11 protein-coding genes and 1 pseudogene are annotated in these 11762 nt (G+C 57.7%); 4 read left to right on the top strand and 8 right to left on the bottom strand.

Going from position 1 to position 11762, the window contains the following annotated elements:
* The first annotated feature begins 35 nt into the window (after nucleotides 1-35).
* Nucleotides 36-3482 carry a DNA polymerase III subunit alpha gene (gene dnaE, locus VGK48_29025; protein HEY2385237.1) on the top strand — a complete coding sequence of 1149 codons (3447 nt, stop codon included), beginning with the start codon at nucleotides 36-38 and terminating at the stop codon, nucleotides 3480-3482.
* Between the two features lie 21 nt (nucleotides 3483-3503).
* A pseudogene (locus tag VGK48_29020) lies at nucleotides 3504-4298 on the top strand (acetyl-CoA carboxylase carboxyltransferase subunit alpha).
* A 7-nt stretch (nucleotides 4299-4305) separates the two neighbouring features.
* On the opposite strand, the gene VGK48_29015 reads toward VGK48_29020, so the two are convergent.
* Genes VGK48_29015 through VGK48_29005 form a run of 3 tightly spaced genes read right to left on the bottom strand, consistent with a single transcriptional unit; the run spans nucleotide 4306 to nucleotide 5924 of the window.
* A complete protein-coding gene (locus VGK48_29015; protein HEY2385236.1) occupies nucleotides 4306-4458 on the bottom strand; it encodes a hypothetical protein in 153 nt (50 codons plus the stop codon).
* Between the two features lie 32 nt (nucleotides 4459-4490).
* Nucleotides 4491-5669 (bottom strand): PqqD family peptide modification chaperone, encoded by a 1179-nt coding sequence (locus tag VGK48_29010; GenBank protein ID HEY2385235.1) that lies wholly within the window; start codon nucleotides 5667-5669, stop codon nucleotides 4491-4493.
* Nucleotides 5670-5687: 18 nt separating this feature from the next.
* Nucleotides 5688-5924, bottom strand: a complete 237-nt coding sequence (locus tag VGK48_29005; protein HEY2385234.1) for a twin-arginine translocation signal domain-containing protein — start codon at nucleotides 5922-5924, stop codon at nucleotides 5688-5690.
* A gap of 483 nt (nucleotides 5925-6407) precedes the next feature.
* Between VGK48_29005 and VGK48_29000 the strand changes: the two genes are divergently transcribed.
* Both VGK48_29000 and VGK48_28995 read left to right on the top strand, forming a co-directional pair.
* Nucleotides 6408-6998, top strand: coding sequence for a hypothetical protein (locus VGK48_29000; protein ID HEY2385233.1), 591 nt, complete (start codon nucleotides 6408-6410; stop codon nucleotides 6996-6998).
* Nucleotides 6991-7365 (top strand): transcriptional regulator, encoded by a 375-nt coding sequence (locus VGK48_28995; protein ID HEY2385232.1) that lies wholly within the window; start codon nucleotides 6991-6993, stop codon nucleotides 7363-7365. Before VGK48_29000 ends, VGK48_28995 begins: the two co-directional genes overlap by 8 nt.
* A 122-nt stretch (nucleotides 7366-7487) precedes the next feature.
* Here the strand turns inward: VGK48_28995 and VGK48_28990 are convergent, their stop codons facing one another.
* The 5 genes from VGK48_28990 to VGK48_28970 are packed head-to-tail and all read right to left on the bottom strand — an operon-like array spanning nucleotide 7488 to nucleotide 11722.
* Nucleotides 7488-7949: a single-stranded DNA-binding protein gene (locus VGK48_28990; GenBank protein HEY2385231.1), complete on the bottom strand. Its 462-nt coding sequence runs from the start codon at nucleotides 7947-7949 to the stop codon at nucleotides 7488-7490.
* A 7-nt stretch (nucleotides 7950-7956) separates the two neighbouring features.
* On the bottom strand, nucleotides 7957-8784 hold the full coding sequence (gene ybgF, locus VGK48_28985; GenBank protein HEY2385230.1) for a tol-pal system protein YbgF: 828 nt from the start codon (nucleotides 8782-8784) through the stop codon (nucleotides 7957-7959).
* 16 nt (nucleotides 8785-8800) lie between these two features.
* Nucleotides 8801-9577, bottom strand: a complete 777-nt coding sequence (gene pal / locus VGK48_28980) for a peptidoglycan-associated lipoprotein Pal (GenBank protein HEY2385229.1) — start codon at nucleotides 9575-9577, stop codon at nucleotides 8801-8803.
* A gap of 22 nt (nucleotides 9578-9599) precedes the next feature.
* The gene (gene tolB / locus VGK48_28975; protein HEY2385228.1) at nucleotides 9600-10931 is read right to left on the bottom strand and encodes a Tol-Pal system beta propeller repeat protein TolB; all 1332 of its coding nucleotides are present in this window, start codon (nucleotides 10929-10931) and stop codon (nucleotides 9600-9602) included.
* Nucleotides 10928-11722 (bottom strand): TonB family protein, encoded by a 795-nt coding sequence (locus tag VGK48_28970; GenBank protein HEY2385227.1) that lies wholly within the window; start codon nucleotides 11720-11722, stop codon nucleotides 10928-10930. Before VGK48_28970 ends, tolB begins: the two co-directional genes overlap by 4 nt.
* Between the last annotated feature and the right edge of the window lie 40 nt (nucleotides 11723-11762).

Raw genomic sequence — 11762 nt, 5'->3', positions numbered from 1 at the left:
TGTGCCTTTTGTGTTCCGGTCCCTTGCAACTGAATATGTCCTCATCTTTTGTCCATCTGCATCTCCATTCCGGATTCAGCCTGCTCGACGGCGCCTGCGATCACGACACGCTGGCTCAGACCGCGGCGAAATACAAAATGCCGGCCGTTGCGGTGACCGATCACGGAAACCTGTTCGGGGCGATCGGGTTTTACGAAGCGGCGAAGAAGGCAGGCGTCAAGCCGATCATTGGCTGCGAAATGTATGTCTCCAAGACCAGCCGCCACGATCGTGATCCGGCAAGCGGCCGGCCGAACCATCTCATCGTGCTGTGCGAGAACGACAAGGGCTACCAGAACCTGGTCAAGCTTGTTTCGAAGGGCTATCTCGAAGGCTTTTACTACAAGCCGCGGATCGACAAAGAACTTCTCCGCGAGTACAGCGAGGGACTCATCGGGCTGTCCGCCTGCCTGAACGGCGAAGTTTCTGCCAATGTCCTTGCGGGCCGCGTCGAGCAGGCTGAAAAAGCGGCCGCCGAATACCAGGACATTTTCGGGAAGGACCGTTTCTTTCTCGAGATCCATGACCACGGTCTCGAGAAGCAGCGCAAGATCATTCCCGACATGCTGAAAATCGGCGAGCGCACCGGCATCAAAGTCGTGGCCACCAACGACTGCCACTACATGCACCAGGACGACTGCCGCGCGCACGACATCCTGCTTTGCATCCAGACCGCCAAAACGGTGAACGATCCGAACCGCATGAAGTTCTACACGGATCAGTTCTATTTCAAGAACCGCGACGACATGGAGCGGGTCTTCGGCGAGATCCCGTCCGTCCTCGATCAAAGCCTCGCCATCGCGGAACGCTGCAGCGTGAAGCTTCAGAAGGTCGACAATCCATTCCCGGAATTCGGGGTCCCACCGGGCTATACCATCGACACCTACTTCGCCAAGGTCGTCCGCGACGGCTACGAAGACCGCCTCAGGCAACTGAAGCTTATGGCCGACAACGGCACCTTGAAGAATTCTCTCGCGGATTACGAGGCCCGCCTCGAGCGCGAAATCGACATCATCCAGAAGATGAAATATCCGGGCTACTTCCTCATCGTCTGGGATCTGATCCGCTACGCCCGCGAAAACGATATTCCGGTCGGCCCGGGCCGCGGTTCGGCTGCGGGCAGCCTGGTGTCGTACTGCATGCGCATCACCGACATCGATCCGCTGCAGTATGGCCTGCTCTTCGAGCGTTTCCTGAATCCCGAACGTATTTCTCTGCCGGATATCGATATCGACTTCTGCATGAACCGCCGCGGCGCCGTCATCGATTACGTGACGAAAAAATACGGCCGCGAGAATGTTTCGCAGATCATCACCTTCGGAACGATGGCGGCCCGCGGCGTGATCAAGGACACCGGCCGCGGAATGGAAATGCCGTACGCCGAAGTCGACAAGATCGCCAAGATGATCCCGGCCGAACTGCACATCACGCTCGACAAAGCGATGGCGCAGAATCCGGACCTGAAGGCACTGGTTCAGAACGATCCCAGAGTCAAAGAGCTCATGGAAGTCGCACAGCGTCTGGAAGGCCTTGCGCGGCATGCCTCGACCCATGCGGCGGGCGTTGTGATTTCGCCCAAGCCGATTACGGACTTCGTTCCTTTGTACAAGTCGAGCAAGGATGAAATCACGACGATGTACCCGATGACGGACGTCGAAAAGATGGGCCTTCTGAAAATGGATTTCCTGGCCCTGACGACGTTGACGATCATCGACGATATTCTGCGGATGCTCAGGCAGCACGAAAATATAGATCTGAACATGGACACGCTCCCGCTCGACGACGAGCAGACGTACGCGCTGTTCTCCGCGGGACTCACCGACGGCGTGTTCCAGTTTGAAAGCTCGGGCATGAAGGATATCCTGCGCAAATTCAAGCCGTCGAGCGTCGAGCACCTCACCGCGTTGAACGCCCTGTACCGCCCAGGCCCGATCGGCGGCGGAATGGTGGACGATTTCATCAAACGCAAGCACGGCTCGAAAAAGGTCGAATACGAACTGCCAGAAACCAAGCCGGTTCTGCAGGAAACTTATGGCGTGATCGTGTACCAGGAACAGGTCATGCAGCTCGCGAATATCCTCGCCGGCTACTCCCTTGGTGAAGCCGATCTCCTGCGCCGCGCCATGGGCAAGAAGAAGGCCGAAGAAATGGCGGCGCAGCGCCACAAATTCGTGACCGGAGCGAAAGCGAAAGGTATTAAAGACGAGAAGAAGATCACGCGCATCTTCGATCTCATGGAACAGTTCGCCGGATACGGCTTCAATAAGTCGCATGCGGCCGCGTATGCCGTGCTCGCATATCGAACGGCCTATCTGAAGGCGAAGCATCCGCAATACTTCATGGCGGCGTTGCTGACGTCGGAACGTAACAACACGGACAAGGTCGTCAAATACATCAACGAATGCCGCGACATGGGCATCGCCATCCTGCCGCCGGATATCAACTCCAGCGATGTCAATTTCACGCCCACTCCGAGCGGCATTCGGTTTGGTCTCGCGGCCATCAAAAACGTGGGCGAAATCGCAATCACATCGATGGTTGCCAACAAGCCCTTCAAATCGCTCTTCGATTTCTGCGAGCGCGTCGATCTGCGCCTGGTCAATAAGCGCGTTGTCGAAAGTTTGATCAAGGCCGGAGCATTCGACAGCGTCGATAACGACCGCGCCCTGCTGTATGCGAATGTCGATCGAGCGATGGACTGGGGCCAGAGAAAGCAGCGCGAGAAGGAAGTGGGGCAGGGAGGCCTGTTCGGCGCAATGTTTGGCGGCGGACAGGAGGAATTCAGTCTCGATCCCGCCGAACCATGGGCCGAAGGTCTCAAACTGAAGCACGAAAAGGAGACCCTCGGGTTCTATATCACCGGCCATCCGCTGCGCAAATACACGAACGAAGTCAAAACCTACGGCAATGCAACAACCGGCGCTCTCGCGGAAAAGCCATCGGGTTCCGAGGTTTCCGTCGGCGGCCTGATTTCCTCGATACGTGTCATGCGGACGAAGAAGGGCGATCTGATGGCAGTGATCCAGCTGGAGGACTGGGAAGGCGCCGTCGAGACCCTGATTTTTCCGGATACTTATGCGAAAGTCCAGAAGCTGCTGGACGTTGATGCGCCCATCTTTGTAAAGGGCAAGCTCGACAACGACGAGTCAACGATAAAGATCCTGGCCACCGACATTTATCCCATCGAGCGAGTGAAGGAGATCCTGAGCCGCACGGTTACCATCCGGATCAATTCCAGTCTGGCCCCGGCAGACATCGCCGAACGGCTCCAGCCCATCATCGACGAAAAAAGAGGGTCGGCCGAGATCATCTTTGAGCTAGAATTTCCAGGCCGGTTTACGGCTCTGGTTCGGCCTAATCCTTATGTAAAGATCTCGCCGGACCGCGAATTCGTGGAATCCGTTGAACGAATATGCGGGCGGGACACGGTTCGGCTTAACTAGCCTCACTAAAATATGGACCACCTTACGGCGTACCAGAAGGTACAGCTCGCACGGCATCCTCAGCGGCCTTACTTCCTGGATTACGTGGAGCATTTATGTCCGGACTTCATCGAGATCCACGGCGACCGCAAGTTCGGCGACGATGCGGCCATCGTGGGCGGCTTCGGAGTCGTGCGGACTGTTCCCGTGTGCCTGATCGGCCACCAGAAGGGCAGAGACACCAAGCAGCGCCAATACCGCAACTTCGGCATGCCGAAGCCTGAGGGCTACCGCAAGGCCCTCCGTATCATGAAGCTGGCGGAAAAATTCGGCCGGCCGATTCTTACTTTCATCGACACTCCGGGCGCCTATCCCGGGATCGACGCGGAAGAGCGCGGTCAGGCCGAAGCCATCGCTTACAACCTTCGTGAGATGTCACAGATTCGTGTGCCGATTATTGCCACCATTACAGGGGAAGGCGGGTCCGGCGGCGCGCTGGCGATCGGCGTGGGCGACCGCGTGAATATGCTGCAGTACTCGATCTACTCCGTAATCGCGCCGGAAAGCTGTTCCGCCATTCTGTGGCGCGATCAATTGCACGCAGCGGATGCGGCCGAGGCTCTCAAACTGACGCCCGAAGATCTGAGGAAACACCACCTGATCGATGACATCGTTCCGGAGCCTGAAGGCGGCTCGCAGAACGATCATCCGGGAATGGCGAAAGCTCTGGCCACTGTGCTGGAACGGCAGTTACGCGAACTCTGCAACGTCGATACCGAAGACCTGCTGGGCTGCCGCTACAAGAAGTTTCGCACGATGGGCGCCTTCGGAGAGTAACCGCCGCTCAGTGCCGCGGCGAACCGTGCTGCTTCGCGTCCTGAGCCATCTGCGCTGTTCCCCGATTCACTGTCAAAATCGAAATAACAACGATGAGGACCACCACTCCGATGAGGATGCCTCCGGACATTTCCAGGGCGTGTATAAGGTCTGGTGTCATGCGGGAAGAATAACGTAATTTGCGGCTGCGGTCTATGACTGCGGCTTCAAGCGCATCAGGACCACGTAACCGTGGACAGGCTCGCCGTATTCGTAACGCAGGATCTGGCTGGTGACCTCTTCAACAACGAAACCTGCAGCGTGCGCGGCCTCGTCAAGGTGTGCGCGGCTGTGCTGGTAGCGTCCCGAATCGGTCAGGCGGAAGGGAAGGCTCTCGCTGCGCTCCACTCCGAAAATCATCCGGCCGCCCGCCACCAGCCGGCGTGACGCCGGAATAAAGACCTGCCGGAGGTCTCCGAAATAAATCATGCTGTCGCATGCGACGATGAGGTGAAAGAGCGGTTGGGTGGAGGCCTTCAGCCAGGCGGTAATTTCGGCAAGTTCCAGACTATCGTAGATTCCCGTGCCCCTGGCCTGTTCGATCATTTCCGGAGACAGATCGATCCCAACCAGATGGCGGGCCCAGTGCCGGAAGGCGCGGCCGCTCAGGCCGGTGCCGCAGCCGAGATCCAGGACGTCGAGGTCGGATTGGTTGCCGTAACGTCCCTCCAGCATGGCGGCGGCATAAACAGGCACCTTGTACTCCAGCTCGCCGACCATGTTGTCTTCGTAGAACCTGGAGAAGCGTGAATAAAGCTGCCGGATGCAGCTGTCGGATGCCCGCGCCGGCGGCGCTTCATCGCGGAAAGAGACGAGGATGTGTTCGATCTCAGCGTCAGGGCCGTGCAGCTTCAGGTATTGCTCGTATGCGGATCGGGCATCGTCTCTTTTTTGCAGGATGTGAGCGAGTTCGCCCAGATACTTCCAGTAACCGGAGGTGTCCGGTTCCAGCAGGGTGGCATGGTGTTGGCAGACATATGCGGCGAGGACATGGCCATCGTCGCGCAACTCTTCAGCAGCGGATGCGAAATCAGCGGCAGAGAGTTGCGCGGACGACGCCGAAGCCGTGCCGTTGGACAAGAGCCCGATGGTTACCGCGCTTTCGATCCAACGGTCACATGAATCGGATTGGCTTTCCCCGAGGAAAGGAGCCAGCTCGGTTGAAATTTCCGAAGCCGTACGACTCCCATCACAGAGTTCAAGAATGAGAGCTGCGACCGGGTTTAGATGATGAAGCCGCGAAGTCTGGATATCGTATGCCCAATACCCATCCTCTGCGGGCGCCAATGCCAACGAAGAATTACGAAACAGACGCCCTGCTTGCTCGATCATCGCCAGGCAGAATTACCTCTAGCTGCCCGACCCTGACCCCGAACCTTTACCTTTGCCTTTACCCTTCCCCTTGCCTTTTCCTCTGCCGCTGCCGCTACCGCTACCTTGGCCCTCGCCCTTTTGTTCCTGAGCCTGGACAAAGGACGCGGGTACAGCCAATGCCGCCACAACGCCGCCGCCCAACAGGACTTGTTTCAGGAAGCCGCGCCGGGAAGGATTTACTTTATCAAGAACCTTCTGAAGATCTTTGGACATGTACTCTCCTTTCAGTCAATTGAGCTACTGTTATACCAAACGTGAGTGAAAGTTCAAACGTTTCAATCGTAAACAAGGGAGTTTTTCCGCAGGGACCCATGATGACCCGGCAGGATCGTTGGGAGGCGGGCAGGATTTATCAGCCGCTTCTCGGACGAAACGGCAAAATACGCGCCGAATGGACAGGCTCGGATGGAATTGAACTGAGGCTGTCGGAGTACGTCTGACGGCACTCGGGGCAACTCTGAATGTGCGCCCATTCCATCTCCGTCAGTTCGACGTGATCGGTCGCGAAATCCGCAAGTCGTTGTGTGGGTACGTGTCCCGCAATATCGTTGAACCTGCCCATACCAATAAGAAGGCACGCGGTATTCCAAGCGGCTCCGTCGTTGTGTTTCACATTTTATGTTTGTTTGCATTCCGGCATTCTTTGTCTTGCAAAGTACTTGACCCCAGGCTGGTCTTGGGCCTAAGGTGGACGTCATGAAGTCGGCGAAGGTTGTTTCGATCAACGAACGAGCTTTCGAGAACCTGAAGTACATCCGGGAAACGATGGAACGGGCGGGATCGTTTACGGCGGTTCCGGGATGGGGCGCGGTTCTGATCGGCGTGAGCGCATTGCTGACGGCCCTGGTATCGAGCCGGCTGCCCACTCGCGATCTGTGGTTTGAAAGCTGGCTGGGCGAGGCGGTGCTGGCGCTTGCCATCGGCGGCTGGGCGATGATCGAGAAAGCGAAGGCGGCAAAAATGACGCTGCTGTATGGGGCGGGCCGGAAATTCGCGCTGAACCTCTGTCCTGCGATGATTGCAGGCGGGATACTGACCTTCGTGCTCTACCGGCAACAACTGTTCGGCATCATGCCGGGCGTCTGGCTTCTGCTTTACGGCGTGTCGGTTGTGACCGGCGGCGCGTTCTCCGCGAAGATCGTTCCGTTGATGGGGGTCTCGTTCATGGCCCTCGGAACCATCGCATTACTCAGCCCCGCCGGATGGGGCAATTGGTTCATGGCCGGCGGATTCGGGCTGGTGCAAATCATTTTCGGAATCGTGATCGCAAGGAGGTACGGTGGCTAGGCACAACAAAGCGGAAGCCCAGGCCCAGGCCAAGCCACAGACTGCGCGGCCGAAACAGGCACAAAGCCGGGCAACCGGACTCGACCGGCTCATCCACGAGCCGATTCGTCTCGGCATCGTGAGCGCGCTCGCCGTCAATGAGACGATGACGTTCAATGAGCTCAAAGCCCTGCTGCGGACTACCGACGGAAACCTCAGCGTGCATGCGCGCAAGCTCGAGGAAGGGCAGTATGTGGCATGCGAAAAGTACTTCGAAGGACGGGTTCCCAAGACTGAATACAAGTTAACTGTGGCCGGACGACGGGCGCTGGAAACCTATCTCAATCACATGGAAGCGCTGATCCGGTCAACCAGGGAGGGAGAATAGCGGACGGGGACGGGAACTTATTGGAGATTCGAAATTGGAGGTTGGAAATTGGAAATCTGCGGTACTGCAGATCTTCTATTTCCAATTTCGAACTTCCAATTTCGAATCTCCAATAAGATCAACTAGAACGGGATATCGTCGTCGGTGATCGTGCTGGTACTCGAAGCCGGGCCCGCCGATCCCGACGAGCCGCTGCCGGCAACTTCGGCTGCGGCAGTACGGCGCTGGCCTCCACCGCTTTCACCAGCCCCGCCGCTGAGCATGACCATATCGCGGGCGCGGATTTCGGTGGTCTTGCGTTTGTTGCCTTCCTGATCGTCCCACTCGCGGGTTTGCAGGCTGCCTTCGATATAAACCTGTTTGCCTTTCGTCAGGTACTGATTACAGATTTCCGCCAGACGATCCCAAGCCACGATGTTGTGCCATTCGGTGCGTTCCTGACGTTCGCCGGATCCTTTGTCGTTCCAGACATCGTCTGTTGCTATCGAGAACCGGCAGAACGGAGTACCGCTTGCGGTGTATTTCAGCTCGGGATCTTTGCCGAGCCGGCCAATGAGAATTACTTTGTTTACGGACTTTGCCATGTAGCTCCTATTTGGCTCCCCCCGCCTTGGCCGGTGTCTTACGCCCGGCAGCTGTCAGTTCCTTGAGCCTGGCAGTTGCGGCCGTAGCTTCCGTGGTATTCGGGTACTTCGTCACAACTTCTTTCAAGGTACTGATGGCCTGGGGCGCTTGATTTGAATCGGCGAGGGCGTAACCTTTCTTCAAAAGGGCGGTTTTACTTTTATCGCTGTCCGGATATTTCTGCAAGACAATATCGTACTCGTTGAGGGCCTGGTCGTACTTCTTCTGAGCCGCAAGCGTTTCAGCCATCATCAGGTGGGCTTCGGCGGCTCTGTCATCGGTCGGGAACTTCGAAAGGAAGTCCTGAAAATCGCCGATCGCAAGGTCGTAATTTCCGGCGGAGTAGTCGAGGTATGCAGATCTCCACAGGTCCTCGGGTTTCGCCAGCGGTTCGGAAGTCGTCTTCATCGACGTTATCTGCTTCGACAGGGAATTGACCGTGTCCCGGACGGCCGACATGTCGTCCTTCAGGTCGCCTACGGTGCTGCTGAGCGTCGTCAAAGCCTGGCGCATTTCCTTGGTACTGCCGTCGTTCTGGCTCTTCAGCCCATCGACCGTGGCGGTGATCTTCTGCATTCCGCCGGCGAGCATATTGACCTGATCCGCCATGTGTTCGACCAACCCCTTCATGACGGAATTATTCTGGTCGACGGTGGTCTGAATCTGTTTCACCTGCTGGCTGAGTTGAATGATGTCCGACTGGAGCTGCAGCAGATCCTTGTTTTCGGGATAAGCCGGGCCTGCCGCGATGACGATCAGCAGGACCGCCAGGATAAATTTCATTCGGGTATTCACGGTTCTCCTCCCAGTTCTATTGGTTCAAGGTAAAGGCAGCCCGGCGGTTTTTGGCAAAACAGTCTTCCGTTTCATCCCGGCAAATGGGCCGCTCTTCGCCATAGCTGACGGTCATAATCCGGTTTGCCGGTATTCCTTGAGCGGCCAGATATTCCTTTACCGCGTTGGCGCGCCGGTCGCCCAGGGCCAGATTGTACTCTTCACTTCCGCGGTCATCGCAGTGACCCTCGATGGTAAAACGAACGTTGGGATTCGCCTTCAGCCAGCTGGCATTGCCTTGCAGAGCGGACATCTGATCGGGTTTGATGTCGGCCTTGTCGTAATCGAAATAAATCGTCTTTACGTTCTGCTCGAAGAGCTGTTCGGTTGTCAGGTTCGGAGCATTCCGCGGTGGAGGAGCAGACGCGGCCGCCGGCGGAGGCGTGTTCACGGTGATCCGGGCCGTATCGGTTGCGGAGCCGCCGGGGCCCATGGCCGTGGCGGTATACGTGACCGAGGAGGTCGGATTGACGGAACGGTTTCCGGTAACGGCGACATCGCCGACGCCGGGCGTGATCGTCACGCTGGTCGCGTTTTTCGCGTCCCATTGGAGCGTTGTGGCGCCGCCGCGGTCGATCGCACCGGGTTGTGCGCGCAACGTGATCGTGGGAGCGGGAGCCGCTGCGGCCGGTGTCGAAGCCGGCGGCGGAGCGGGAGGAGGCGTCGCCGCAGCATTCTTGTGGCAACCGAGACCGACGAGTGTGAAGAACAGAAAAAGGGTATATCCAACACCCTTTGTGCGAGAGAAACTCATTGCCTAGCCTCCTTGTAGAATCTCATTTGAGAAATCCGGACCATGCCGGAGCCGAATTCTTTCCTGTTGTTGTCAGTTGTTGAACCTGGCTGCCATCGAGCAGCATCGTGAAAATCTGTTTGCCGCCTTTTCTGGTGGACTCGAACGCCAGATGCCTGCCGTCGGGCGCCCAGGTCGGGCGCTCATTGTCGCGGGCGTCCGACGTGATCTGAACGTTTTTGCCGCTCGCCAGATCGTGAATGTAAATGTCGAAATTCGAGGTCTTCAGCCTTTGCCATGCAAAAGCGATGCGCTCACCGTCGGGCGACCAGGCCGGCTCATCCGCATGCCCGCCTTCCTCAATCAAACGCCGGACATTGGTGCCGTCCGCGTCCATCACATAAATCTGGGGCGTGCCGCTGCGATCGGAAATAAACGCAATCTCGCGGCCCGTTTTCGGATTCCATACCGGCGAATTGTTCGAGCCTTTGCTCATGGTCAGACGGTGCAGGTTTTTGCCGTTCCAATCCGCGGTATAGATTTCCGGGCCGCCGCCGTCGCGGCTGGTGGCAAATGCGATCTTACTGCCGTCCGGGGACCAGGCGGGAGTGAATGTGTTACCTCCCGGCCGATCGAACGTGTAGGGCCGGTTATCGATACGCGACAGGACTTCGATGTCCGGCACGCCTTTCCGATAACTCGTGAATGCGAGTTTCTCGCCATCGGGTGACCAGGCCGGGGTCAGCACGAGTGACTTGTAAGCCGTGACGGCGTGCGGATCATTGCCGTCGTAATCCATGACATAGAGGTCCTTGATGCCGGGCGTTCGCTCGCTGATATAGGCGATCTTCGTTCGCGCAATACCTTTCGCGCCGCCGCCGATCAGATCGATGATCATGTCGGCAAGCTGGTGCGCTGTCAGACGAGCGCCTTCATCGCTATCCTCGCTGTTGATACGTTGCGCCAGTGCTTCACGTCCGGATGCGGATGCGGCTTTGAGATCCCATAGCCGTGCTTCGACCGCCAGGCCGCCGTTTGCCGTCCGCAGATTTCCAAATGCGATGAATTGAGCGCCGACAGCAGCGGTCGTCCAGTCGTCGGGCTTGATGTCGCCTGGACCGCTGAATTTCCCCAGGGGATACAGGCTCGGGCTGACCACAGTCACGCCGCCGGAGTAACTGAGGTCATTGCGGAGAACCTGATTGAAGAGCGCGGCGCGGCCGGCCGCACTCGCATCCGCCGAGGCGGGCTGGAAATCCGGAACGGCAATCTTGACGCCGACAAGGCCCTGATTGGTTCCGGTATTGATTTGCGGGCGCGCAGTGACGGCACTGACGAGCGCCAGGAAGAGAACCAGAAGTAATAGTTTTCTCATCGTGAATACTCGAAATAGAAATTGACGCTGACGCTGCCTCCCCGGTAATCGCCGGGAAGAGGGGTCAGCGGACTCGACGCGCAAACGGCGCGCTGAGCGGAACGATCCAACGACGGTATCCCGCTCGACTGTTTTATCGAAACGTCGCCACAATTCACTGTGCCATCACGCGCAATATTGAAACTGACATAAACTCGCGGCGCCCGCTGCACACTCGAATCCACAAGTGACTTCAACCAGTTATTCGAAATGGCCCGCGTAATCTGGGTCACGTACCAGCCATACCGGTCGCCAAAAGACGCATCGCCGAATCCGATTCCGGCCTGCCCGGCTCCGGTCGAAAACTGACCGTATGCCAGAGACGGCCGCCCACCTTGTCCGGCAGGAACGGCGTTTGGAGGCGCTTCCGGCGCGGGAGCGGGTTTCGAAGCGGGCGCCGGCGGTTTGGGCTTTGGAACCGGAGTTGTCTTGATCGGTGCTTTCGGCTGCGGAACAGGCTCCGCCGTTTTGTCCGGCAGCGGCGGAGGCGCCGGCTCGCTTTTATAGAAAGCCGGAGACTCATTCGCCGGCGCGTTCTGTTGCACGACCTCAGGAGTTGGCAAAGGTACTCCTGAAACATTACTCGCAATTTTAACACTGATTCCCGGGTTCGCGCCGCCGGACTGCGATCCCCAATTCGCGCCGAAATTCGGAAAGATGTGCGGCGAGAGAACAAGAATGCCGAAGAACGCGATGTGAAGAACCATCGACGCGATCAGCCAGCGGTCCAGTCTCTCGTCCTGATAGGTCATTTCTTATTTTGATCTAAAGGCTGCGTGACAATGCTGACAT

This window comes from Terriglobia bacterium, assembly GCA_036496425.1.
Lineage (GTDB): Bacteria > Acidobacteriota > Terriglobia > 20CM-2-55-15 > 20CM-2-55-15 > 20CM-2-55-15.
The sequence above is the reverse complement of the archived record's forward strand: the minus strand, read 5'-3'. Positions and strand labels throughout refer to the sequence as shown.